This is a genomic window from Vibrio sp. QJM3NY_21 (assembly GCF_057785975.1).
On the sequence record NZ_CM173514.1, the window covers coordinates 1,838,008 to 1,861,258 of the forward strand.

Genomic DNA, 23,251 nt, shown 5'->3' on the forward strand with positions numbered 1-23,251 from the left:
GCGTGAAACACAACTGCCACGAAAATACGCTTTAACTGTCACAATCCCGTTATAGCATGCAGCCAACTAGAACTATGGTTTAGTTTTAACCTTAACGAAATTCAACCCGTGAGAGCCTAAGATGTTCAAACCTTTCTATGTATTTGATATGGACGAAACGCTGATCAATGCTGATGCAGCGATGCTTTGGAATGCGTTCTTGGTTGAAAAAGGTATTGCCACAGCGTCTAACTTTATCGCAGAAGATAAGCGCTTAATGGGCTTGTATTCTGAAGGTAAACTGAACATGGAAGATTACCTAACGTTCGCTATGCAGCCACTCGCGGAAATGCCAACAGAGCAAGTAACTGCTTTGGTGGAAGAGTGTGTTGAACAGCATATTTTGCCTAAGCAGTTCAAACAGTCGAAACCATTGATTGAGCAGCTGGAGCGTGACGATATCGATATGTTGATCATCTCTGCTAGCGTGACTTTCTTAGTAGAAGCGGTCGGTCGCAAGATTGGTATCGAGAACGCACTCGGTATCGATTTGGTCGAAAACCAAGGCCGTTTCACGTCTCAGATCTCAGGCGTACCAAGCTACCGAGAAGGTAAAGTGACGCGTTTAAAAGAGTGGTTAGATAATCAAGAAACTAACTACTCAGACATTCACTTTTATACGGATTCAATCAACGACTTACCTTTGTGTGAACACGCTGATTTTGCTTACTTGGTGAACCCGTGTCCGCGTTTAAAAGCGTTAGCTGATCAACCGAACTGGTCGATCCTCGACTGGGATTAACGCGAATCTTATATTCGAATTAGGTTCTTTCTAGAACTCATTAAGCCGCTGACTACAGCGGCTTTTTTGCATCATCAGTCTAATGTTTGATTTATCACCTTTGCTGATAAAGCTCGAACGTAACAATTCAATAACATCTATTCCTCTGCTGTAAATCAAACTACCATCTTTCAATCCCTTGATAGCACTCACTTTCTTGTCTTGATGGTTTGTGTGTAACAAATATTTTACAAATTGATGGGGTTTCATCGAAATTGCCCATTTTCCTCCACCCATTCCATTATCTCGGCTTGTGGGCCAAATTTAATTAAGGACAAAAAACACACAACATCTAATCACGTAATAGAAAGTACGTAACAAAAAGTCACGTAATAGAAAGTACGTAAATAAAAAAACACGTAATACAAACCAATAGGTACAAGGAGAAAGTTCATGGTGGATACATACAACCCGCTTGGCACGGATGGATTCGAGTTTGTTGAATACACGGCCGTTGACCACAAGGGAATTGAGCAACTTAAAGCGTTGTTTGTGTCACTTGGTTTTGCTGAGGTCGCCAAGCACCGCTCAAAAGAGGCTTGGCTGTATCGACAAGGTGACATCAACTTTATCGTCAATGAACAGCCACACAGCCAAGCGGAAGCGTTCGCCAAGGTACATGGTCCATCGGTATGTGGCATGGCTTTTCGTGTCAACGAAGCAACGGCTGCAATGGAACAAGCGTTTAAGGGCGGTGGTGAAGAGTACAAAACAGAAATAGGGCCGATGGAACTGAGCATTCCGGCTATTTACGGCATCGGTGAGAGCCTGCTCTATTTTGTGGATCGTTATGGCAAGCAGAGCATCTATGACGTCGATTTCCGATTCTATGACGATGCGGAAGAGCGTATGGCCGAAGCCAATGTTGGTTTGTTCGAAATCGACCACCTCACGCACAACGTTAAACAAGGCAACATGGACGTGTGGTCTGGGTTCTATGAGCGCCTTGGTAACTTCCGCGAGATTCGCTACTTCGACATTGAAGGCAAACTGACGGGCCTTGTGAGCCGCGCTATGACCTCTCCGTGTGGCAAGATCCGTATCCCAATCAACGAGTCTTCCGACGACAAATCACAAATCGAAGAGTTCATCCGTGAATACAACGGCGAAGGTATCCAACACATCGCGTTATCCACGGATGACATCTACAAAACCGTGAAAACTCTGCGCGATCGCGGCATGGACTTTATGCCAACCCCTGACACCTACTACGATAAAGTCGATCAGCGTGTTAAAGGTCACGGGGAAGATACCGACCTGCTGCGTGACCTGCGTGTTCTGATTGATGGCGCACCGACCAAAGACGGCATCTTGCTGCAAATTTTCACGCAGACAGTAATCGGGCCTGTGTTCTTTGAAATCATTCAGCGTAAAGGCAATGAAGGCTTTGGCGAAGGTAACTTCAAGGCGCTGTTTGAATCGATTGAAGAGGACCAGATTCGTCGAGGAGTATTAGACGATGCATAAATGGATCTCGTTTCCTCATCGGGAGGGTGTGTGCTCTAAACAAGCGCACGCCGATTTTCCCGAAGAGGCAATTTATGAGCGAGAGGCGGGCCGAAGTGGATTCTTCGGCCCTGCGGCTCACTTTCATCACCAACATGCCCCAACAGGTTGGTCGGAGTGGGAGGGTGATCTGCGCCCTCGCGCTTTTGATTTCACGCTGGTGGAAAAAGCCAGCCAGATAACCCCTTGGGCGGTTCCTCATCTTTTGCACAATGCGGACTGCAAAATTCGCGTATGGCGCATGGATGAGAAGATGGATTTCTTGGTGCGTAACTCCGACGGTGATGAGCTGCTGTTCATTCATCAAGGCAGCGCTGATCTCTATTGCGACTATGGCCATTTAGAAGTGAGTGAAGGGGATTACGTGATGATCCCGCGCTCAACCAACTGGCGTTTAGAGCCAAGCGAGCCGATGTTTATCTTGATGATAGAAAACACAGATGCGGCTTACTCCCTGCCAGAGAAAGGCATGGTCGGTAATCACGCGGTGTTTGACCCTGCGGTGCTCGACATCCCTTCAATCAATGATCAATTCCGCGCTCAGTATTCAGAAAACCAGACTCAGGTTCAGGTGAAGCGTCACGACAAAGTCAGCGTGATCACCTATCCATTCAATCCATTGGATGCGATTGGCTGGCATGGCGACTTAGCGGTGGTGAAAGTGAATTGGCGCGATATCAGACCGCTGATGTCACATCGCTACCACTTGCCACCGTCTGCGCATACGACGTTTGTTGGCGCAGGCTTTGTAGTGTGCACCTTTGTGCCGCGCCCGATTGAGAGCGACCCCGGTGCATTGAAAGTGCCGTTCTACCACAACAATGATGACTACGACGAAGTGCTGTTCTATCACGCTGGTGACTTTTTCAGTCGCGACAATATTGAAGCGGGCATGGTGACTTTCCACCCGGCGGGCTTCACGCATGGGCCTCATCCTAAAGCCTTTAAGGCTGGGCAAGCGCATAAGAAAAAGTTCACCGATGAAGTCGCGGTGATGATCGATACTCGCCACGCGCTGCAGTTCTCTGATGAACTCGATAGCGTTGAGAACAAAGAATATGTCTACAGTTGGCAAGAGAAGTAAGGGGCAACAAGGATGAAATTAGCAACCAAGAAAAATGGTACTCGCGATGGTCTGTTGATGGTCGTGAGTAGAGATCTTAAACAGTGTGTGCCAGCGACGGAGATTTTCCACGCGATGCATTTGGCGCCAACCATGCAGGTAGCTTTGGATAACTGGGACAGTGTTGCGCCTCAGTTAGAAGAGTTATACACCTCGCTTAATACTGGGCATGTGATAGGCAGTGAAGTCTTTGCGCCTCAATATTGTGAATCGCCTCTGCCACGCGCTTATCAATGGGCAGATGGCAGCGCGTATGTAAACCACGTTGAGCTGGTGCGTAAGGCTCGTGGTGCTGAAATGCCGGAAAGCTTCTGGGTCGATCCATTAATGTATCAAGGCGGCTCAGATGCCTTTATCGGCCCTCGTGACAACATCGAATTTGCCAGCGATGAGTGGGGTATAGATTTCGAAGGAGAAGTCGCGATTGTGACCGGTGACGTCTCTATGGGCGCAAGTGCTAAACAAGCGCATGATTCGATTCGTTTACTGATGTTGGTGAACGACGTGTCACTGCGTGGCTTGATTCCCGCTGAGCTTGCGAAGGGCTTTGGCTTCTTCCAGTCTAAACCGTCTTCGGCGTTCTCTCCGGTTGCCGTCACACCCGATGAACTTGGTGAACAGTGGAAAGGCAGTAAGGTACATTTACCATTAATATCGACCTACAACGACCAACCTTTTGGTTGTCCGAATGCGGGCGTGGATATGACCTTCAATTTTGCAGAGTTGGTCGTGCATGCCGCGAAGACTCGCCCACTGTCGGCAGGCGCGATTATCGGTTCAGGCACGGTTTCTAATAAGCAGGGCACTGACCACGGCACCTCAATTTCCGAAGGCGGTGTAGGTTATTCATGTATTGCCGAAGTGCGAATGATTGAGACGATTCGTGATGGTAAACCGTCGACTCAATTCATGTCGTTTGGTGACTCGATTAAGCTTGAGATGTTTGATGCAGCGGGTGACTCCATTTTTGGTGCGATAGACCAAAAAGTGAGCCAGTATCGAGCACTATAATCCACGTAATAGGGTTTCAGTATGAGCGAGAGCATCGTGAACAAGAACATTATACTTTACGGTTACTGGCGCTCGTCCGCAGCCTATCGAGTGCGTATTGGATTGAACCTAAAGCAACTCAACTATGAGTCGAAATCGGTGCATTTGGTGCGTAATGGCGGCGAGCAACATGATCCACAATATCGTGAGCTCAATGCCAGCCAATTAGTGCCAGTGCTGGTGGATGGTGACGTTCAGCTCAATCAGTCGCTTGCTATTCTTCAATATCTCGATGAACACTATTTGTGTGAGAGCAGCCCCGACACCTTGTTGGTTCCAGAGCAAACACCACTGCGCTATCAAGCACTGGCGATGGCTCAGGACATTGCGATGGAAATCCACCCTCTGAATAACCTGCGCGTGTTGCAATATTTGGAGAGAGAATTATCTTGCGAACAAGAGGTGAAAATGGATTGGATTCACTATTGGATGAGCCAAGGGTTTTCAGCGTTAGAAGAGAAGCTGGCGAAGCACAGAAAAGCACATGGCGATTCAGTGTATAGCCTCACTGACTCCCCTTGTATTGTTGATATTTGCTTAGTGCCGCAAGCCTATAACGCGCTGCGGTTTGATGTTGATATGTCGCCTTATCCGCTGATTAACTCGATTGTTGAGGAGTGTAACCAGTTACCCGCCTTTATTGGGGCGATGCCAGAGAACCAAGCGGATGCGAATGCACCGATGTGAACGTATTGAATTGTTTTTTAATGAACTGGAAACGTTATTTGGATTAAATCACGGTATAATTACGATTTGGTATATTTAAAGATATTATGTATTCATTATTTTCAGGTTTAATTTCTAATTTTATGAATATTTATCTCATCTAGCATTAAACGGTCCTAATAAAATAAGCCTCGTTATAATCAAATAAGAGGCTTGTAATAGATTTTATATTAGTAGTATTTATCACTCGATAATATTAGTAATAAACAATACCTTCGCCTTTCGTTATCAGAGTGCCAGCTTCATTGGTGATTATTTTATCTAAATCAAATAATGAACCAATCGCTGCATTACCTAAGCCAGCTTCAACGAATTTACAAACGGCATCAATTTTTGGCCCCATAGAACCAGCAGGGAATGAAAATTCTGCTAAACCAGCAGGCGTTGCTTGCTTCATTTCTGCTTGGTCTTCTTTACCATAGTTACGGAAAATCGACCCATCGGTTAAGATAATAAATAAGTCGGCATGGATTTTTTCAGCCAGTAGTTCAGCCGTAAGATCTTTGTCAATGACGCACTCTACACCACTACTCTTACCTTGCTCAATACTCACGGGAACACCGCCGCCGCCACAAGCGATAACAAGGTTTTCTGTATCTAGAAGTGTTTCAATTTGCTGAATTTCAACAATGCTTTTTGGCATAGGAGAAGGCACAACGCGTCGGTAGTACTCGCCATCAGCTTTAAATTGCATTGTGCTTTGAGCCATTAATTCTTTAGCTCGTTGCTCTGTATATACAGGGCCAACAAATTTAGTCGGGTTAGCAAACGCAGGGTCTTTTTTGCATACTTCAGTTTGCGTGACTAGCGTCGCTACGTCTAATTCAGGGTCAATGTTTCTTAGCTCTTGTTGTAACATGTAGCCCACCATGCCACAGGTTTGAGAGCCGAGCACATCCATTGGATATGGGGTAGTCTCTGGCGAATATTCGCTATAAGCCGCGTTTTGTTCCATCAACAAACCTACTTGTGGGCCATTACCATGAACGATAACAATCTCATGCTCGCGTGCGATTGCAGCAATACTCGCCGCTGATTTGATTATATTTTCACGTTGGTTCTCAGCCGTTAATGCTTGGCCTCTTGCTAAAAGAGCGTTACCGCCTAAAGCTAATACTATGCGCATGATAATGTCTCCGATCATTTAATAATGATTTTATTTATTTTACGTAGGGATTAACCGCTTGTTTATAATTAAACTCAAGCTTATTAATAACAATGACTAGGTTTTTTAATTACTCTTAAGTAATTAACATGCCGAGATAGTATGGGAAAATAACTGTTCTAAATGTGATAGCTATCAAATTATCATTTCACTAGAAATAGAGCTGTGGGAGCGGAAATTATTATAATTCGATTAAATATCCATAAGCTGGGATACAATCTAGTGGTGGACTCTTTTTTTGTATAAATGATTCGTCTTTAGTGAATATTATCTCAGCCCAAAAAATGAATAATTTAACATTTTTGTTTTAAATATGACGTTCAGATCTCATTAAGAACTTTAGAAAAGGTACGGGGGTCGAACTGAGGCGAGGGTTTACGAGCTCAAAGAGTGGCTTCGATTCGGTTTTTATTGGCCAATCAAGGGCTGCTTAAAGTGTTCAGTGTTTAATGCTTCTCCCGTTGCTTGCTTCACTCAGTCATCAGTTTTCAATCGGCTGCCTTTACTCTAGATGTTATCTGACAGCCAAGTGAAAAGTGGAGATAGCTTGCTACGTTCTAGGCCTAGTCGCTAAAGCGAAACAACGCGCTTTATCTCTTCTAAAACCTCGGCGTTAGCAATAGCTCCGAGGTTTTCTACTCTTTTACCGTTCACTACCTGTTTCACCGCTAATTCCACCAGTTTGCCCGAACGTGTTTTTGGTACGTCGCTGATGGCAAAAATTTGGCTCGGCACATGTCTTGGTGAGCATGATGATTTGAGCTTCCTCTTGATGGCCGTTAGTAATGTTTCATCTAGACTCACACCTTGCTGCAGTTGAACGAACAACCAAATTTGCTCATTGCGGTCGACATCTTTACCGACTGCTATCGAATCAACAATACCCTCAATGGTGTTCACTTGCTGGTAGATTTCAGCTGTACCAATTCGCACGCCACCGGGGTTGAGTGTGGTGTCGCCTCGTCCGTAGAACAGGTAGCCACCATGCACGCTCTGTGCAACTTCATCTCCGTGATGCCACACATTATCGAACCTATCCCAATAGGTACTGTGGTAGCGCTCTCCTGTGTCATTCCAGAAGCCAACAGGGAAGTTGGGGAGGGAGTTTGTACACACCAGTTCGCCGCGTTCGTGATTGACCTTTTGGCCGGAAGAATTGAACACATTGATGTCGACCCCGAGCCCGGCCTGTTGGCATTCGCCGCGATACACAGGCGAGATTGGGTTACCTAAAACAAAGCAGCCACAAATATCCGTACCGCCAGAAATTGAGGCTAAATGCAGGTCTTGTTTGATGTGTTTGTAGACATAATCGAACTGCTCTGGGTAGAGCACTGAACCCGTCGAGCACAGTGTTCTTAATTTAGGAAGGTTGTGACTGTCGATCGGTGAGAGTTCCGCTTTCTCAATCGCTTCTAAATACTTGGCTGAAGTGCCAAATGTCGATACATCAGCTCGCTGCGCTAAATCCCACAGAACGTTAGGTTGCGGATAAACTGGGCTACCATCAAAGATAACCAAACACGCACCGCTCGCGAGCGCAGAGACGTGCCAGTTCCACATCATCCAACCACAAGTGGTGTAGTAGGACACGCGATCTCTCGGTTTAATATCGCAATGAAGCTGATGCTCTTTTAGGTGGTTGATGGTAGTGCCACCAACAGAGTGAACAATACACTTAGGCTTTCCGGTGGTACCGGAAGAGTAGAGCACGAACAACGGTTCATTGAAGCCGACACGAGTAAATTGAAGAGGTTTTGGCTGATAGTGATTAATGATGCTTTGCCAGCTTTGGATCGACACATCATGTTCAACTTTGTTCTTCTTTAAATCGTTCCTCTCTAAATCGCTCTTATCTAAATCATTGTTCGGTTTCAAATAACCGATCTCACACACCTGTTTTAATTCGTTTAAGTGCTCGATGATTTCACGGTTTTTGTCCGTCATATCGAACGTTTTGCCATTGAAGGTGTAGCCATCACAGGTGAGCAGCACCTTAGGCATGACTTGGCCAAATCGTTCAATCACACTCTCTATACCAAAATCAGGTGAAGTCGATGTCCAAATCGCACCCAAGCTGGTGGTCGCTAGCATTGCAATCACGGTTTGAGGAAGATAAGGCGTATAAGCAGCAATCACATCACCTTGTTGAACGCCACAATCCACGAGCCATTGTTGAACGCTAGAGACTGATTCACACAGGGTTTTCCATGTATAACTCTGTTGTTCGCCACGCTCGTTCTCAAACCAAATCGCACGCTCGTCAGGCATTATTTGCGCTAAACGCAGTAAGTTCTCGGCGTAGTTTACTTGCGTATTCGGGAACCAAACCGCATCACGATTCGATTTCGGCTGTTGCCAGCGGCTCTCACCTTGAGTTTTGATGCGCTCGCCTTGTGCTTTATTAATACAGTCTTGCGAGCCGACCATTCCACAAAACTGCCATACGTTCTGCCAAAACGACTCTGGATGTTCCACAGACCATTGATGGAGATCCGTGTAGTTTTTCAATTCCTGCTCGAGTATGCCCTGCTGAACGAGGTTATCCATAAATCGGGTTACGTTGGCGTGTGCGATGCGCTGGTCGCTAGGTTGCCAAATTGGCTTATTGCTCTCGTGCATTCCTTTACCTTTAACAAAAAGTTAACGTTTTCAGTCTGGTATTTAGGTTTTACAAAGTCAAAAGAACAGCAAAATAAGGGGTTTCTGGAATTGTGTAAATAAAATGTTACACGATCGCCTATTTCGAAAAGTCGCGCAAATTGGCGGATATAACGAGTGGAGATAGGCTTAAAGTGAGACATTCGAAAGGAGGTGTGTAATGACTCAATATCATTCTAAGCCCGTGAGCCAAGAGGGATGGGTTGAGTGGAGCCTCGAAGAAGACGCCATTTGGCAAGACTTAGTGAAAAGGCAACTGGACGTCATTAATGACCGCGCATGCGATGCCTATTTGCACGGTTTGACCCTGCTAAACCTGCCATTAGACCGGGTTCCCCAGCTTCCAGAGATAAATAAAGTGCTAATGGAAACAACAGGTTGGCAGGTTCAGCCTGTGCCTGCATTGATCGATTTCGACCGTTTCTTTGATTTGCTCGCCAACAAGAAATTCCCAGTCGCGACATTTCTGAGAACGCGAGATGAGTTCGATTATTTACAAGAGCCTGATTTCTTCCATGAAATTTTTGGCCACTGTGCCATGCTCACCAATGCCGATTTTGCGACATTCACTGAGCATTACGGAAAACTAGGCCAAGCAGCCACACCTAAACAGCGCGCGTATCTTGCCCGTTTGTATTGGTTTACGGTTGAGTTCGGTTTAGTAAAAGAAGGTCATCGGCTGAAAATCTATGGCGGTGGCATTCTTTCGTCTCCGGCGGAAACCATGTATGCGTTGGGAGGGGACTTGGCCGTTCGTGAGCGGTTTGACCTGCAAACCGTGCTAAGAACGCCTTATCGTATCGATATTATACAACCGAAATATTACGTGATTGATGAGCTGTCTGAGCTCTTCAAAATCAGTCAGGAAAACCTATTGCAGCAAGCAGATCTCGCGATAGACGGGGGATTACTACCACCACTTTTTGAACCTAAGGAACCAACACATGTTGAATGAACAAAAATGCGAAGCCTGCAGTATCGACGCGATTGCCCTCAATAAAGATGACCAACAATCTTTACTGTGGGAGTTATCTGATTGGCAGATCATCGAAAGAGATGGCATCCCACAGCTTGAGAAGGTATTTAAGTTTAAGAACTACAAACAAGCATGGGCATTCAGCAATAAAGTGTCAGAGTTGGCAGAAGAAGAATTCCATCACCCTTCGATTTTATTGGAGTGGGGCAAAGTCACTGTAACGTGGTGGAGCCACTCAATCAAAGGCCTCCACAAGAATGACTTCATCTGTGCCTCACGCTGCGATGTGTTCGCCGTGAGTGAATAGTCTTTTTTGGTCTAGATGAGGCTTTTTTCCGACATCTGTGATGTGATTATCTTATTATTCGGCTCATAAGGTGAGTCGAATAACTGCTTAAACGGCTCATGGTATGAGTTGAATAAGCGATACTTTCGTATCATAGAGCGTAACTTCTCCAAAACTAGCTTGACCTGCATCAGCGACTTGCTGGTTTCTTGCCCCACAACCCCCTCTATTGCTCATAGTATTGGTTTTATGAGGCTGCTCTATGATATATTTCTCGGCCAAGTGTATTACAGACGAAGGCTAATAATGTCTATCAACCTTTCACTCCTTCCACCCAGTGAGAAAAATAAAATCGAACTGGATAAGCAGGCATCGTTTCTTGTATGGAAATTGAAGCAGGCGAAATGTGGCCCTGAAGCCATTGTTGAAGAAGCAATGAAGCTAGGTGACCCAGAAGAAAAGGCTTGGTTTGATCAGTCTGTAGAAAAATACAAACGGGTAATGGGTGTCGCATAAACGCACATAAACCTTACCCAGCAAAGCTGTAGAATTGAAATGACACAGTAATTTGCTAGAATTTGCTCCGTTAATTGAATCAGAGAGAAGATCCCGATGGGAAGAAGTTTTGAAGTGCGCAAGGCCTCAATGGCGAAAACTGCAGGCGCAAAAATTAAAGTTTATTCTAAATACGGTAAAGAGATTTACGTACTGGCTAAGAACGGCAGCTCTGACCCAGACATGAACTTACCTCTTAAGCACCTGATTGCTAAAGCTAAGAAAGACCAAGTACCCGCTCACGTTATCGACAAAGCGATCGATAAAGCGAACGGCGGCGGCGGTGAAGACTTCCAACCAGCTCGTTACGAAGGTTTCGGCCCTGGTGGCACAAGCGTAATCGTTGACTGTCTAACTGACAACGGCAACCGTACTTTCCAAGACGTTCGCCAATGTTTCGTTAAGACTGGTGCGAAAATCGGTGTTGAAGGTACTGTTTCTCACATGTTCGCTCACCAAGCTGTATTCCAGTTTGCTGGCGAAGATGACGAGATCATCCTAGAAACGCTAATGATGGAAGACGTAGACGTGACTGACGTTGAGCTAGAAGACGGTGTTATCACTGTATTCGCTCCAACGACTGAGTTCTTCAAAACGAAGACTGCACTACACACTGCGTTCCCTGAGCTAACTCTAGACGTTGAGGAAATCACTTTCGTTCCTCAAACAACTACGCCAGTAGCTGAAGAAGATTCTGAGAAGTTCCAGAAGTTCTTAGACATGCTTGACGACTGTGATGACGTTCAGCAGGTTTATCACAACGCTGAGCTGTAATATCAATCTATAATTGATAGCTTTGCTCTTGTGAGTAGAATGTAGAATACAAAAAACCGAGCCTAGTGCTCGGTTTTTTTATGCCGTTTATTCAGAGATAGAAGAACTTAAAAGTGTGCCTTTGAGTGTTGGCTGTTTTCTTTGGTCTGCTTCTGTGATTGCTTACTGTTTTTATTCACTGTACCCGTTCGTAGTATCTGTTCGGAACCGCTGATCGAATTTCCCTTGATCATCGTTCCGTGGGTAGCGACATGATCCGCCTGGCCTCGAGATCGACTTAGTTAGTCGTTTCAGTTGAAATTAATGGGTTAGGTATCGTTTTAGTTCTTGGCTTACATATCCACGCTGCTAATTTTCGAATCAATGGCAGTACGGTTAGGTTAAGTGTTAATGCGCAAGGCCAAGCAATAAAGAAGCTTTGTAGCCAAATAGGTGGCCATTCGTGGCTAACCCCCATTTTGTAGCCTGAGATAACCCCAGACATAATCATTGCCATGGTCAGGGAAGATAAAATAGCAGTTACCCAAAATTGTTTATTGTTCATTGTATGTTTCTCCCGTGATTTTCTGTTGTTGATGAGATAAGGTTACATCTATCCATTAATGAGAAAAATAGGCACATATAGAAGTATGAATTCCATATTTGGAAACATTGATGATCTGTTCTTATTCTGTGCAGTGGTTGAAGAGGGTTCTTTGCTTTCGGCATCGAAACGCCTGCAATTACCTGTGTCGACCATGTCGCGTCGATTAACCGCATTGGAAGAGCGCCTGAGTATCCGACTTTTAGAAAAGAAAGGTCGTGAGTTGGTGGCCACTAAAGATGGCGAGGCGGCCTTTGCTGCGTTGAGCAGCGGTATGGAGTCGCTGCATCAAGGATTCAGTAGCTTGTTGGAAGAGCGCGATGCGATTCAAGGTAAGATAAAGCTTGCAGTGCCTCATAACTTCTACAGTGGCTTTCTACGTTCGACCATTGAGCAATATCTTGTTGAGTATCCCAATGTGCAGCTTGATTTAACTCTGAGTCAGCAGCAAGTGGTTCCTCAAACTGATCGTGATTTGTTGATTACGTTTAAGATTTCCGACATGGAAGGCATGATTGCTCGGCCACTGTTTAAAGCCAAGCACGGTTTCTTTGCGAGCCCAGATTATTTGGATTCCCACAGTGCGATTAAAAATCCAGGTGATCTAGAGCACCACGACTGGATTAATGTCGATGATGTTTTTGATATGCCGCTCTACAAATCCGACCGCTTAGAGCAGATGGTGACGATTAAACCGAAGTTTATTGTTAATGACATCAATGCTGTGGCCGCCGCAGCGTTGAAGGGGTTGGGGCTTGCTTCACTGCCTTTTCGCCATGTATCTCCAGATATGAATCTGATTCAAGTGCTCCCTGAGTATCATCGGGGTGATCGCCAAGCGTATTTAGTGTACAAAGAAAGAAAATATCAGCCAAAGGCTTTGACCCTGCTTATCGATGCATTGATTGAGAGTGTTCGATCTTTCCATAGTGATGACTTGGTCAAATAAAAGGAGAAAGGAATGAAAGTAAGTTTTATCGGGCTAGGCGTTATGGGTTTTCCAATGGCAGGCCACCTAGTCAAAGCCGGTTTTGAAGTAACGGTATTTAACCGCACTCATAGTAAAGCGCTAGACTGGGCTGATAAACACCAAGGTAAAGCCGCAGAAAGCGTAGCTGAATGTGTAGCAGATGCGGATGTTGTACTTGTCTGTGTTGGCAACGATGACGACGTACGCAGCATGACGACCAGCGAAACAGGCGCACTGGCTGCAATGAAGCCAAACGCGATTCTTGTCGATCACACCACAACGTCTGCAGTACTGTCTGAAGAGCTTGAAGTTGCATCGAAGGAAGCAAATGTTCGCTTTATGGATGCACCAGTGTCTGGTGGCCAAGCGGGCGCAGAAAACGGCGTGCTAACCATCATGTGTGGTGGCGAACAAGATTTGTTTGATGACCTTCAATCTGTGTTCAAAGCTTACGGTAAGTCGTCGGTTCTGATGGGTAAAGTAGGTCAAGGCCAACGCGCGAAAATGGTCAATCAGATCTGCATCGCAGGTGTATTGAATGGCCTTTCTGAAGGCTTAGTGCTTGCCGAGAAATCAGGCTTAGATATCCCAACTCTGGTTGATTGCCTTAAAAATGGCGCAGCTGGTTCATGGCAGATGGAAAACCGCGCAACCACAATGGCGCAAGACAAGTTCGATTTCGGTTTCGCGATTGATTGGATGATCAAAGACTTAGGCTTCTGTCTAGATGAAGCTGAACGCCAAGGTATCCAACTTCCACTGACTGAAAAGACCAACAACGCATACAAGGCACTGTCTGCCCAAGGACAAGGCCGCATGGATACATCAGTATTGATGAAAGCTGTGGTTGAAGAAACTAAAAAGTAGAAGAAACGAAGAAACAGTCGCAGCGAAGAAGCCGTAAAAGCTTTGCTTAGATAACTAAAAATAGCCGCTGATTAGCGGCTATTTTTGTTTGCGTGAAACGATAACGAGCCTTTTTAACTCGTTTCGGGGCACTAACTATCTAGATTAAAGCCTATCTAGATTGAAGCATGACCCTTTTAATCACGTCATGAACGGCAAGGTTTAGAGGGCTTTGGCGATCGACAAGACGCATGCAGGACACAAGGTTTAGATCGATTCTAAACTCTTTGGGTGGCTCTATGGTATTAAGCGAAGCATCCTTCCAACTATCGCTTAGTACGCAGGCGTGTTCCCCCTGCTCTAGAATTTGCCTCGCAACTGAAAAATTGTCCACCGTGATACTGATGTGAGGCTCAATACCACTACTTTTCAACATTTCTAAATATCGGTAACGATCTTCATTCCAACCTTGACTGCGGATCTTGATAAAAGGCAATTGCAACGCCTCTTCCCATGTTAATTGCCCCAATGACTTTGAAACGGCGATCACCAGTTGATCGGCCATGATGCGTTTCTGGAAGATATTCGTACTGCGGTCTTCATTTAAAAAGTGCACACCTAGAGTGATGTCACCCTCTTCTAACTTTTGCTCTGTATCTGATGCCCAAGTCTTCAGCTCTATTTGCGCTTTGGGAAACGTTTTCGAGAGTTCCCTAAATAGATCAACACCTGAAAACTCCAGTGTGTAGGCGAAAAAAGCAAGAGTGATTGACCCATCATAGGTGGCAGAATCGAATGTCACAGGTGAAGTCGCAGAGTGCATCAAGGACAAGGCGTGTTCAATATTGGGCAAAATAGATTTGCTATAATGTGTTGGCCTTAGTCCTTCAGTGGTGCGTTCGAAAAGTGGGTGCCCTAATTGATCTCTGAGCTTGGTCATTTGCTTGCTGACTGCGCTCTCAGAGATCCCTAGCTTCATCCCCGCCCTTTTCAGGCTGTTCGACTGACACAGCAATACAAAAGTACGCAGCAAATTCAGGTCTATACTTTCCATTTGGGCAAGTCCTATTTTCCACACTTTCCTTTTGGGAAGTATAAAGTAATCACTATCGGCAGAGCAAATAATACTCTTCCAAATGACATTCACTTTGAAATATAAAGGTCGCTATTATGAAAAAGTTATTCCCTCTTACTGCTGTCGCTTTATTCTCAACCAGCGTTTTTGCAGCGCCAACTATCGTCACGGAAGATAATTTTGCTCAGGCATACACCAACATGCGTCTCGGCTCGGTGGTAGAGAAAGCCGGTGGTATTAATACATTCTTTGAGATGCCAGTGCCGAGCAGCGTTCCAGAAGAGCAGTTCGTTGTACGAATGAATCGAGACACTTTTTATTCCGTTTCTGTCATCGATATGTCGAACGATGATGTCTATGTGACTGTTCCAGAAACTGACCAATATGTGTCACTGCAAGTCGTAGACGAAAACCACGAGACGCAGCCAATGATCTACGGTTCAGGTCGTCATAAAATCAGTGCAAAAACCGATCATGCATTTGTCATTGTCCGTGCTCTTGAAGATGATGCACGCCGTAACCTGAAGATTGAAACAGGCAGTGAGAAACCGTTTGAAGTAAAAGAGTGGGATATGGCGTCGTTCAGTTCCACAGATAAAGCTGGCAACATAGATTTCAGTGACGGATATGACCAATCAAAGGCGTTTGGTAACAAAGAAAGCGGCCAAACTGATTATATGAATTATGTTGGTGCAGCTGGCGGTTGGGGTGGCGCGATGGTCGAAGACAATATCTATCAAACCAGCCAGTACTTCGATGCGAATGCATGTTATGAGACGACTTTCAAAGATCCAAAGGCAGGCTCATTTTGGTCCGCGACCGTATATAACGCTGATGGACGAATGTTTAACGATAAAGCCAATATTTCGAGTGAAATGGCACCCGTTATGAATAGCGATGGAACCTACACTCTCCGTTTTGGGTGTGAAGGTCAGCCAAACAATATCCCAACGATGGAAGGTAATAAGACCGGTAAATTTAATGTTCTTATACGCCATTACAACCCGAGTGAGCCAGTTAGCAAAGGCGAGAAAGGTTACAATCCAGCGACGATGATTAAAAAAGTAGGCTAATTTAAGTCGTCGGTTCTGATGGGTAAAGTCGGTCAAGTCCAACGCGCTAAAATGGTTAATCAGAACTGCATCGCAGGTGTATTGAATGGCCTTTCTGAAGGCTGGGTACTTGCTGAAAAATCAGGTTTGGACATCCCAACGCTGGTTGATTGCCTTAAAAACGGCGCTGCAGGTTCATGGCAGATGGAAAACCGCGGTTGAAGAGACAAAGAAATAGAAGAAATTAAGAAGTAGAAGATACGAAGCACAAGAGGCTAAAAGTCATCGAAGCTTCGTTTAAATAGTTTAAAAGTAGCCGCAGATTAGCGGCTATTTTTTTGCCTAAGATAACTGAGAAATACAGAGAAGCGTTTGTTTTGAAACTCGTTAAATAATAACAATTATGATAATTCACATCAAAAAAAATGATAGAAAAAAACAAGTAAAGCACTGATTTAATAAACGATGTTTTGTTTCGATTAGGTAGTGTATAGGCCTTTTTACAAATTGTTCTCTCAAATTAGACTTGAGGTATAGCCTTGTCCTTGATGAAAATTGTAACAATTTGTGATCTAAATCGGTTTTCCCTTAGATTATTGCGATTTATATCACGATATTAGTACATATTTCGGATCAATAATTTACCTCTAAAAATAACCACTTAGTAAATAAAAGAACGTGATATGAAATATAAAAGCTTGCTACTACCTCTATCTTTAGCCATTTCAGCAACAGCAATGGCTGGAGGACACCGTGAACCCTATCAAGCCCAAACCGATTTGATTGATAAAACTTTTACTGAGCAACAGGCTCCAACAATACGTGTGGCTACATTCAATATGGCTGCAGCTCGAGTGTCATCATTGACCGAAATTGCTAAAGCGATTAAAGCGCTTAATGCTGATGTTGTAGCAATTCAAGAAGTTGATGTATTAACAGACCGAAGCGGAAACGTCGATCAGCCTAAAAAGTTGGCCGAACTGACAGGGCTAAATATTGAATTTGGTCGTGCCATCGATTTTGATGGTGGCCAGTATGGTCTTGCCATAGCCTCGAAGTATCCTATCTTAAAAACTGAAGTTACCCAGCTTCCTTCAGGAAATCGTGAGCAACGTATTGTATTCGAAGCGCATATCGACGTTCCTGGCTTTAATGCACCGATAACAGTTTTCAATGCCCATTTAGATACGAAAGAAGATCCAACAATGCGAGTGGGGCAAGTTCGAGAGCTGAACGATACTGCAATTGATACACGTGGCATCAAAATTTTGCTTGGCGACATGAATGATGTTCCTGAATCTGTGACCTATCGAGAGCTTTCTCGATACTGGAACAATATTACTGACCAAAATGTCGATTTTCGCAGTTGGCCAGCAGGTAACCCTGAAATTCAAGTGGATTACGTCATGACCAGCAAAGCACAAGTTTGGAAAATCAAAGAGATAACTGTACCGCAAAATAATGCACAGTATGCTGACACTAATTGGCCTGCGGTTACAGATCACCTTCCCATTGTTGTCGAAATGAAAATGCTTGAACAATAATCTATCCGGTTTAAGTTTTGTTTAAGTCACTACTCTATCTTAGGTTAGGTAGTGACTTACTTATCCTACTCTACTCTACTCTCTTGAATTGCAAACTCTATCATCCTACGGGGATGTTATTACGGTGAGGATTTCCAAGAATGAAAAATATCTTGGACAAGAATTCTTACAATTCAGAGACATCCGCAAAGATTTTATATTGATGTATCAACCCCTGCTTGAAAGATAAGAAAGTCGCAAACTTAGCGGCATGCGCGCTGCCATTTAGGCGCACGTAATCCACCTGCCCCTCACACGCAACCTTATCATCGTTTACGTAGATCCCAGAAAACGTATGCGTCATTGATTCAATTGATCCAAAGAACGCTGCGTTGACCGCTTCGACAGCTGGCTTTCCTACTACTGGTGCGGCGTTCGAAAAATGAAACGACACGTCATCATGCAGTAGTGCCATTAGGGCGTGAACATCCTTTTGGTCGACGATTTGATATAGATGTTTTGTCTGTTCGATTAATGGTGACATAGCAGTTGCTCCTTTGAATTTGAAATAATTTGGATTTGAACGAGATTAAGATTTAGCGTGATTAAATAAGTACAGGCTTATCAACAACAGTATTACGGCTGCGATCAATTGCAGCGTTAATGGCTCGCCATACCACGTGATCCCAATGGATACGCCGACGACGGTCACCACATTTCCCACTTGGCTAAAGCCCAGCCCATCGGTGATCCGTTGAAAACGAAATGTTAGTAAATAACTGAGTGCTGATAAGCTTGCCATGAGCGCAAGTACGCCCGCTCCGTTTGTAATGAATTTACCATCGACTGCATGAGTAAACGGAAGCCATATCATGCTCTGTAATGTCAACATGCCAGTGGCCAGAACAATTGGATTGGCAAGGGGAGGGAACGCGTGACTGCGATAGACATTGCCTGCGGCCAAAAATATAGGGACGAGTAGCGCAATGGCCAGCGCCGACCAAGGAGATGACGTATTCATTTGTGGTGATAAAGTTACAGAGAGTGCGGCGATTACACCAACCATGATCCCGAGTACTTTTCGTCTGGTTAACGAGGAGCCTTGCAAAGGTAAGGTGAATAATAAGGTAAAGATGGGTGACAAAGTGACGAGTACACTGAACGTACTGGTATTAAGGGATTGTAGGGCGCAGGTTGACGCCAGATTCGGGATTGCGACACCCAGTAAGCCAGCCCAAAGATAATAACGGTAATGCACCAATGCGGTTCGGTTGAGCTGACCTCGCATAACCAATAGCGTCATCAACAATAAAGCTGCACCTGCCATCGGTATTATCGCAACATCAATCGGTGGAATGCCAATGGTCACAGCATATTTGGCTAACGCAAAATTCACGGCGACAAGACTGCCAATGCTGACCACGTATAACGGAGACTGGAATTGCCGACCGATACCATTAATGTGCTTTTTTGCCGTTACCGGTTTTATCAGTGATTTCATGTCTTGCTCTATTATTGAAGTCGATGAAATCAGCATAAAAGACCTAGATTGATTAGAGAATAGGCTCTACACTCTCCACACTGTATCCAAATTAGCGACAATCATGCAGCACTTAGACGCTATTCCCTATTTCCTTGCGGTGGTAAAACAATCGAGCTTTGCGGGCGCAGCGCGTGAACTGGGCGTGTCACGTTCGGCGGTCAACAAACGGGTGATCCAACTAGAGTCGAGCCTTGGAGTGCGTTTGCTGCATCGTACTACGCGCCAAGTATCGCTTACTGAATCTGGTGAGCAGTTTTATGATCACCTCACCAAAGCCAATTATTGGCTGCAAAAAGCTGAAGATGCAGCAACCAGTCAGCAAAATCAGGCAATTGGCACATTGCGGGTTAATGCGCCAATGTCTTTTGGTCGTCTGGTATTGGCCCCTCTCATCCCACAATTTCTTAAGCGCTATCCTCATATTCACATAGACATGACGATGGACGATGGTTACGTCGATATCGTCGAAGGAGGGTATGACGTCGCGATTCGAGCTGGGGATTTAAATGACTCGAGTTTAGTGGCGAAGCGGTTAACCAGTGTCCGTAGCGTCATCTGCGCTTCTCCTACGTATTTTTATGAGAATGGTTTGTCGATCCCAACCGAGATCTGCGAACTCAGTGCGCACAACGCTTTGCTCTATCGTCATACATCTGAGAGTGCCGAGTGGTTTTTTGGTCACCAAGATCAGGTGACCAGTGTTGTCGTGAAAGGCAATTACCGAGTCAACAACAGCGAAGCATTACTGTGTGCGACCACGGCAGGGCTTGGGATCGCTAGGCTTCCCGACTTTATTGCCAATGCCCCCATTCAGTCAGGGGAATTGCTGCCCTTGCTACCTAACTATCTGATGCCAGAGAAGAATGTCTATGCATTGCTTCCTGAGCGAGATCCAATGCCACTCAAACTACGATTGTTTATCGATTTCCTTGCAGCTTCGCTCAATGATCGTTAAAAGTTTATGAAGTTGATAAGAGGTTTTAGGCGTACCTAGCCTTTTTATTTTTCACAAATCGCGCTTTTGGTTTCCCACTCACACCCTCGTTCAGATGATCAAAAATTTAAGCTTCTGTCTAGATGAAGCAGAGCGCCAAGGTATTCAACTGCCATTGACGGAAAAGACCAACAACGCATACAAGGCACTGTCTGCCGAAGGGCAAGGCCGCATGGATACCTCGGTATTGATGAAAGCTGTCGTTGAAGAGACGAAGAAGCAGAAGATACGAAGTACAAGAGGCTAAAAGTCATCGAAGCTTAGTTTAAAAATAGCCGCAGATTAGCGGCTATTTTTTTGCCTAAGATAACTTAGAAATACAGAGAAGCATTTGTTCTGAAACTCACCATTGAACAAAATTTTGTTACGAATTTAACGCCACAGGGTGATCTCGGATCATTTCCGCGACTGTAAAAACCTTCCTCCCCTAGAAAGTCATGCTCGATTTACTCATCCACTACAACGATTTTACTCATCCACTACAAATTGTTACCAACGTCTTCTGATGGGTTGAGTCCTTCGCTAGAGATTGGTTTGGTCAGTATTCTTCATTAATAATTGCCGCATAAACCAAAAACACAGATTTACTTTCTACCTAATTAAGGCGTCAAATCATGACAAAACCATCAAAACTCTTTACCAGTATCGCTTCTGCTTTGGCATTGACCGCTAGTGTTTCAGTATGGGCTGATGAGCAAGACTTTAGTTCGATGCAAATGCAAGGCGTCGAAAAAGTGGATATTCAAGTTGATATAGAAGGCGCTGCGCAACGCTTATCGCAAGCGGTTCAGTTTCAAACTATCTCTAACCAAGATCGCAGTGATTTTGATGAACAGGCTTTTCGTGACTACCACCAATTTCTTGAAGAATCGTACCCATTAGTGCACAAAACACTCAAGCGAGAAGAAGTCGGTGACCCGCGCCCTTTCAGCTTGATTTACACTTGGGAAGGTAAAGACCCATCACTCGCTCCCGCTATTTTTATGGCGCACCAAGATGTGGTACCAATTGCAAAAGAGTCTCGTGATGAGTGGAAAGAAGATCCGTTTTCAGGTGCGATTAAAGACGGTTATATCTGGGGCCGTGGTTCATTAGATGACAAAAACCAACTTCAAGCACTGTTAGAAGCCACTGAAATGAAGCTAAAAGAAGGTTTCCAACCTGAACGTACCATTTTGTTTGTATTCGGCCACGACGAAGAAGTTGGTGGGCCAGAAGGTGCTAAGCACGCCGCTGACATCATTGAACAACGCTATGAGAAAATTGCGTTTGTTATGGATGAATCTGCTCCTCTTGTCCCTGGTATATTCCCTGGCATCCGTGAAAACACGGCACTAATCGGTATTGCTCAAAAAGGATTCGTTAGTCTAGAGATTGCCATCAATGGTGTTGGTGGTCACTCATCACAACCGGGTGAAGAATCGAATATTGTCGCGTTAGCAAAAGCCGTTGAGAAAGTTGAAGCAGCGCAATTCCCTTACAAAATTCATGATGCGGTGAGATACCAATACCGATACATGGGGCCGGAACTTCCAGAAGCGCAGCAACCACTTTACAAAGCCGTAGCCTATGGCGAAAACGACACGGTGACGGACCTAGAGAAAAAATTTATTGATGTAATGTCTAAAAATGAGGTTACTCGCGCCATGCTTCATACCACAACGGCAGTTACTATGTTTAATGCTGGTATTAAAGACAACGTATTACCGCCAGCAGCAACTGCAGTTGTAAACTTTAGACCAATGCCAGGTGATACTCCTGAGGTGATTATTGAGCATGTGAAGAAAGCGATCGGCGACGAAAGAATGACCATTCGTGATATCTCAGCATCAACGCCTGCAACTAATGTTGCGGATCCTAGCGGTCCTGGTTATGCCATGTTGGAGAAAACGATTCGCCAAACTTGGGGAAATGACCTGATTGTCTCACCGTTCTTTGTTATTGGTGGTTCAGATTCTAAGCACTTTCAAGCACGAGATTTTGCCCCTGATGTATATACAATGACGGCGATACAATTAGAAAGCGTAAAAGAATTCGAAGGCTTCCACGGTGTGAACGAGCGTATCTTAGTTGAAGAATACGGTCGCTCTATTGGGTTCTTCTACCAACTAATGGATAACCTCGAAAGTCTGTAATTCAAATATTATTGACTGATATAAAACGAGACAATGGCTAAGACTTTCTTAGCCATTTTTTCATTAGCCCTTGTTCTAATTAGAAAATATTGATATGAAAAATACATTATTAATGGTTATGGCTTGTTGTTTTAGTTTGTTCACACAAGCTGCTGAAACGATATCTTGGGAGTCATTAAGACCTGTGCAAAATCAGTATCAGGTTCTTTCTCCTGGGAATAAGGCGCTACTTTCTGAGATTTACGCCTACGAAGCTGTTCAAAAAACGCGTCAGTTAAGTCCAATGGAAAACGATGGATACAATCAACGCGTGGTATTGGCTGAAAAGTTTGGCTTAAACGTACGTGAGCTGCTTTTACAAAGAACACAACAAGCGAACGATATAGTTCCCGAGCTTAGTATTAACGATATGAAACTGGCCGGGTTTTTAGTACCGCTCGAAATGGAAGGTTTAATAGGAAAGCAGTTCATTTTGGTGCCAACTGCAGGGGCTTGCATTCACACACCTCCCCCACCTGTAAACCAAACGATTTTAGTCGAATTTCCTGAAGGTCATGAATTACAAAGTTTATACACACCAGTATGGGTGACAGGGAACATTAAAACAGGGGCGGTTGATACGTCGATTGCACTTTCTGATGGCAATCAAGATATTGAAACTGGATATGTCATTGACGCGTCGGATATTGAGCTCTATCACTAAACCTGATCGGTATGTGCCGTTTAATTCACTTCTCTTCATGCTCTACACATAGCAGCGCTAAATATAGTAAATATTAGAATCACTTGGGGTAGGTAAACCACCGAGAAAACAATATTCATGTATCTAACTTCAATGTTTGATGGAAGCAATCCATCGGAGGCGATGAGGCGTTATTCCGTTTTCCT

Annotated in this window: 23 protein-coding genes and 2 pseudogenes; 18 read left to right on the forward strand and 7 right to left on the reverse strand. The window is 44.6% G+C overall.

Translation table 11 applies throughout. The features are described 5' to 3' along the window. Positions 1-121: 121 nt before the first annotated feature. A complete protein-coding gene (locus tag AC3CID_RS23455) occupies positions 122-781 on the forward strand; it encodes an HAD family hydrolase (protein WP_488527603.1) in 660 nt (219 codons plus the stop codon). A gap of 30 nt (positions 782-811) precedes the next feature. Here AC3CID_RS23455 and AC3CID_RS23460 read toward each other — a convergent pair whose 3' ends face one another. Beyond that, positions 812-1,057: a hypothetical protein gene (locus tag AC3CID_RS23460; RefSeq protein WP_171307306.1), complete on the reverse strand. Its 246-nt coding sequence runs from the start codon at positions 1,055-1,057 to the stop codon at positions 812-814. Positions 1,058-1,213: 156 nt separating this feature from the next. On the opposite strand from AC3CID_RS23460, the gene hppD reads away from it, so the two are divergent. Genes hppD through maiA form a run of 4 tightly spaced genes read left to right on the forward strand, consistent with a single transcriptional unit; the run spans position 1,214 to position 5,186 of the window. Further along, positions 1,214-2,287 carry a 4-hydroxyphenylpyruvate dioxygenase gene (hppD, locus tag AC3CID_RS23465; RefSeq protein ID WP_017090454.1) on the forward strand — a complete coding sequence of 358 codons (1,074 nt, stop codon included), beginning with the start codon at positions 1,214-1,216 and terminating at the stop codon, positions 2,285-2,287. Next, positions 2,280-3,410 carry a homogentisate 1,2-dioxygenase gene (locus AC3CID_RS23470; RefSeq protein ID WP_048610184.1) on the forward strand — a complete coding sequence of 377 codons (1,131 nt, stop codon included), beginning with the start codon at positions 2,280-2,282 and terminating at the stop codon, positions 3,408-3,410. Before hppD ends, AC3CID_RS23470 begins: the two co-directional genes overlap by 8 nt. Before the next feature lie 12 nt (positions 3,411-3,422). After that, a complete protein-coding gene (locus AC3CID_RS23475) occupies positions 3,423-4,460 on the forward strand; it encodes a fumarylacetoacetate hydrolase family protein (protein WP_171307451.1) in 1,038 nt (345 codons plus the stop codon). 21 nt (positions 4,461-4,481) lie between these two features. Next, positions 4,482-5,186 carry a maleylacetoacetate isomerase gene (gene maiA / locus AC3CID_RS23480; RefSeq protein ID WP_171307450.1) on the forward strand — a complete coding sequence of 235 codons (705 nt, stop codon included), beginning with the start codon at positions 4,482-4,484 and terminating at the stop codon, positions 5,184-5,186. 235 nt (positions 5,187-5,421) lie between these two features. On the opposite strand, the gene AC3CID_RS23485 is transcribed toward maiA, so the two are convergent. Together AC3CID_RS23485 and AC3CID_RS23490 are read right to left on the reverse strand one after the other, a co-directional pair. Then, positions 5,422-6,351, reverse strand: coding sequence for a carbamate kinase (locus AC3CID_RS23485; protein ID WP_004732606.1), 930 nt, complete (start codon positions 6,349-6,351; stop codon positions 5,422-5,424). Between the two features lie 609 nt (positions 6,352-6,960). Then, a complete protein-coding gene (locus tag AC3CID_RS23490) occupies positions 6,961-9,012 on the reverse strand; it encodes an acetoacetate--CoA ligase (protein WP_488527604.1) in 2,052 nt (683 codons plus the stop codon). Positions 9,013-9,211: 199 nt separating this feature from the next. Here AC3CID_RS23490 and phhA point away from each other — a divergent pair, with 199 nt between their 5' ends. The 4 genes from phhA (at position 9,212) to AC3CID_RS23510 (ending at position 11,642) form a co-directional block, all read left to right on the forward strand. Further along, positions 9,212-10,006, forward strand: a complete 795-nt coding sequence (phhA, locus tag AC3CID_RS23495) for a phenylalanine 4-monooxygenase (RefSeq protein WP_488527605.1) — start codon at positions 9,212-9,214, stop codon at positions 10,004-10,006. Continuing rightward, positions 9,996-10,334, forward strand: a complete 339-nt coding sequence (locus tag AC3CID_RS23500; protein ID WP_488527606.1) for a 4a-hydroxytetrahydrobiopterin dehydratase — start codon at positions 9,996-9,998, stop codon at positions 10,332-10,334. Before phhA ends, AC3CID_RS23500 begins: the two co-directional genes overlap by 11 nt. 285 nt (positions 10,335-10,619) lie before the next feature. Continuing rightward, on the forward strand, positions 10,620-10,829 hold the full coding sequence (locus AC3CID_RS23505) for a DUF3283 family protein (RefSeq protein ID WP_004732615.1): 210 nt from the start codon (positions 10,620-10,622) through the stop codon (positions 10,827-10,829). Between the two features lie 96 nt (positions 10,830-10,925). Next, positions 10,926-11,642: a YebC/PmpR family DNA-binding transcriptional regulator gene (locus AC3CID_RS23510; protein WP_004732617.1), complete on the forward strand. Its 717-nt coding sequence runs from the start codon at positions 10,926-10,928 to the stop codon at positions 11,640-11,642. A 277-nt stretch (positions 11,643-11,919) separates the two neighbouring features. Here the strand turns inward: AC3CID_RS23510 and AC3CID_RS23515 are convergent, their stop codons facing one another. Continuing rightward, positions 11,920-12,186: a DUF2798 domain-containing protein gene (locus AC3CID_RS23515; protein ID WP_171307447.1), complete on the reverse strand. Its 267-nt coding sequence runs from the start codon at positions 12,184-12,186 to the stop codon at positions 11,920-11,922. Between the two features lie 85 nt (positions 12,187-12,271). On the opposite strand from AC3CID_RS23515, the gene AC3CID_RS23520 reads away from it, so the two are divergent. After that, positions 12,272-13,174: a LysR family transcriptional regulator gene (locus tag AC3CID_RS23520; RefSeq protein ID WP_065206510.1), complete on the forward strand. Its 903-nt coding sequence runs from the start codon at positions 12,272-12,274 to the stop codon at positions 13,172-13,174. A gap of 12 nt (positions 13,175-13,186) precedes the next feature. Further along, the gene (locus AC3CID_RS23525) at positions 13,187-14,062 is read left to right on the forward strand and encodes an NAD(P)-dependent oxidoreductase (RefSeq protein WP_488527607.1); all 876 of its coding nucleotides are present in this window, start codon (positions 13,187-13,189) and stop codon (positions 14,060-14,062) included. Positions 14,063-14,213: 151 nt separating this feature from the next. Here AC3CID_RS23525 and AC3CID_RS23530 read toward each other — a convergent pair whose 3' ends face one another. Next, the gene (locus tag AC3CID_RS23530) at positions 14,214-15,095 is read right to left on the reverse strand and encodes a LysR family transcriptional regulator (RefSeq protein ID WP_341634321.1); all 882 of its coding nucleotides are present in this window, start codon (positions 15,093-15,095) and stop codon (positions 14,214-14,216) included. 116 nt (positions 15,096-15,211) lie between these two features. On the opposite strand from AC3CID_RS23530, the gene AC3CID_RS23535 reads away from it, so the two are divergent. The 3 genes and pseudogenes from AC3CID_RS23535 to AC3CID_RS23545 all read left to right on the forward strand — a co-directional run bounded on the left by AC3CID_RS23535 (position 15,212) and on the right by AC3CID_RS23545 (position 17,712). After that, complete coding sequence (locus tag AC3CID_RS23535; protein ID WP_488527608.1) at positions 15,212-16,189, forward strand: DUF1254 domain-containing protein; 978 nt, start codon at positions 15,212-15,214, stop codon at positions 16,187-16,189. A 3-nt stretch (positions 16,190-16,192) separates the two neighbouring features. Then, a pseudogene (locus AC3CID_RS23540) lies at positions 16,193-16,384 on the forward strand (NAD-binding protein); the annotation flags it as partial. 467 nt (positions 16,385-16,851) lie between these two features. Continuing rightward, complete coding sequence (locus AC3CID_RS23545) at positions 16,852-17,712, forward strand: endonuclease/exonuclease/phosphatase family protein (protein ID WP_145563340.1); 861 nt, start codon at positions 16,852-16,854, stop codon at positions 17,710-17,712. Between the two features lie 166 nt (positions 17,713-17,878). On the opposite strand, the gene AC3CID_RS23550 is transcribed toward AC3CID_RS23545, so the two are convergent. Both AC3CID_RS23550 and AC3CID_RS23555 read right to left on the reverse strand, forming a co-directional pair. Further along, a complete protein-coding gene (locus tag AC3CID_RS23550) occupies positions 17,879-18,235 on the reverse strand; it encodes a nuclear transport factor 2 family protein (protein WP_171307444.1) in 357 nt (118 codons plus the stop codon). Between the two features lie 45 nt (positions 18,236-18,280). After that, on the reverse strand, positions 18,281-19,192 hold the full coding sequence (locus AC3CID_RS23555; protein ID WP_488527609.1) for a DMT family transporter: 912 nt from the start codon (positions 19,190-19,192) through the stop codon (positions 18,281-18,283). 103 nt (positions 19,193-19,295) lie between these two features. Here AC3CID_RS23555 and AC3CID_RS23560 point away from each other — a divergent pair, with 103 nt between their 5' ends. The 4 genes and pseudogenes from AC3CID_RS23560 (at position 19,296) to AC3CID_RS23575 (ending at position 23,066) form a co-directional block, all read left to right on the forward strand. Further along, a complete protein-coding gene (locus AC3CID_RS23560; protein ID WP_488527610.1) occupies positions 19,296-20,189 on the forward strand; it encodes a LysR family transcriptional regulator in 894 nt (297 codons plus the stop codon). Between the two features lie 94 nt (positions 20,190-20,283). Further along, positions 20,284-20,475 (forward strand): annotated as a pseudogene (locus tag AC3CID_RS23565) (hypothetical protein); the annotation flags it as partial. Positions 20,476-20,842: 367 nt separating this feature from the next. Then, the gene (locus AC3CID_RS23570) at positions 20,843-22,363 is read left to right on the forward strand and encodes a M20 family peptidase (protein WP_017075587.1); all 1,521 of its coding nucleotides are present in this window, start codon (positions 20,843-20,845) and stop codon (positions 22,361-22,363) included. A 94-nt stretch (positions 22,364-22,457) separates the two neighbouring features. Then, complete coding sequence (locus tag AC3CID_RS23575; RefSeq protein WP_017075586.1) at positions 22,458-23,066, forward strand: DUF3299 domain-containing protein; 609 nt, start codon at positions 22,458-22,460, stop codon at positions 23,064-23,066. The last annotated feature ends 185 nt before the right edge of the window (positions 23,067-23,251 follow it).

Excerpts from the sequence above, each read along its gene's own strand:
- AC3CID_RS23455 (WP_488527603.1), top strand. The coding sequence starts at position 122 with ATGTTCAAACCTTTCTATGTATTTGATATGGACGAAACGCTGATCAAT.
- AC3CID_RS23460 (WP_171307306.1), bottom strand. The coding sequence starts at position 1,057 with ATGGGTGGAGGAAAATGGGCAATTTCGATGAAACCCCATCAATTTGTA.
- hppD (WP_017090454.1), top strand. The coding sequence starts at position 1,214 with ATGGTGGATACATACAACCCGCTTGGCACGGATGGATTCGAGTTTGTT.
- AC3CID_RS23470 (WP_048610184.1), top strand. The coding sequence starts at position 2,280 with ATGCATAAATGGATCTCGTTTCCTCATCGGGAGGGTGTGTGCTCTAAA.
- AC3CID_RS23475 (WP_171307451.1), top strand. The coding sequence starts at position 3,423 with ATGAAATTAGCAACCAAGAAAAATGGTACTCGCGATGGTCTGTTGATG.
- maiA (WP_171307450.1), top strand. The coding sequence starts at position 4,482 with ATGAGCGAGAGCATCGTGAACAAGAACATTATACTTTACGGTTACTGG.
- AC3CID_RS23485 (WP_004732606.1), bottom strand. The coding sequence starts at position 6,351 with ATGCGCATAGTATTAGCTTTAGGCGGTAACGCTCTTTTAGCAAGAGGC.
- AC3CID_RS23490 (WP_488527604.1), bottom strand. The coding sequence starts at position 9,012 with ATGCACGAGAGCAATAAGCCAATTTGGCAACCTAGCGACCAGCGCATC.
- phhA (WP_488527605.1), top strand. The coding sequence starts at position 9,212 with ATGACTCAATATCATTCTAAGCCCGTGAGCCAAGAGGGATGGGTTGAG.
- AC3CID_RS23500 (WP_488527606.1), top strand. The coding sequence starts at position 9,996 with ATGTTGAATGAACAAAAATGCGAAGCCTGCAGTATCGACGCGATTGCC.
- AC3CID_RS23505 (WP_004732615.1), top strand. The coding sequence starts at position 10,620 with ATGTCTATCAACCTTTCACTCCTTCCACCCAGTGAGAAAAATAAAATC.
- AC3CID_RS23510 (WP_004732617.1), top strand. The coding sequence starts at position 10,926 with ATGGGAAGAAGTTTTGAAGTGCGCAAGGCCTCAATGGCGAAAACTGCA.
- AC3CID_RS23515 (WP_171307447.1), bottom strand. The coding sequence starts at position 12,186 with ATGAACAATAAACAATTTTGGGTAACTGCTATTTTATCTTCCCTGACC.
- AC3CID_RS23520 (WP_065206510.1), top strand. The coding sequence starts at position 12,272 with ATGAATTCCATATTTGGAAACATTGATGATCTGTTCTTATTCTGTGCA.
- AC3CID_RS23525 (WP_488527607.1), top strand. The coding sequence starts at position 13,187 with ATGAAAGTAAGTTTTATCGGGCTAGGCGTTATGGGTTTTCCAATGGCA.
- AC3CID_RS23530 (WP_341634321.1), bottom strand. The coding sequence starts at position 15,095 with ATGGAAAGTATAGACCTGAATTTGCTGCGTACTTTTGTATTGCTGTGT.
- AC3CID_RS23535 (WP_488527608.1), top strand. The coding sequence starts at position 15,212 with ATGAAAAAGTTATTCCCTCTTACTGCTGTCGCTTTATTCTCAACCAGC.
- AC3CID_RS23545 (WP_145563340.1), top strand. The coding sequence starts at position 16,852 with ATGAAATATAAAAGCTTGCTACTACCTCTATCTTTAGCCATTTCAGCA.
- AC3CID_RS23550 (WP_171307444.1), bottom strand. The coding sequence starts at position 18,235 with ATGTCACCATTAATCGAACAGACAAAACATCTATATCAAATCGTCGAC.
- AC3CID_RS23555 (WP_488527609.1), bottom strand. The coding sequence starts at position 19,192 with ATGAAATCACTGATAAAACCGGTAACGGCAAAAAAGCACATTAATGGT.
- AC3CID_RS23560 (WP_488527610.1), top strand. The coding sequence starts at position 19,296 with ATGCAGCACTTAGACGCTATTCCCTATTTCCTTGCGGTGGTAAAACAA.
- AC3CID_RS23570 (WP_017075587.1), top strand. The coding sequence starts at position 20,843 with ATGACAAAACCATCAAAACTCTTTACCAGTATCGCTTCTGCTTTGGCA.
- AC3CID_RS23575 (WP_017075586.1), top strand. The coding sequence starts at position 22,458 with ATGAAAAATACATTATTAATGGTTATGGCTTGTTGTTTTAGTTTGTTC.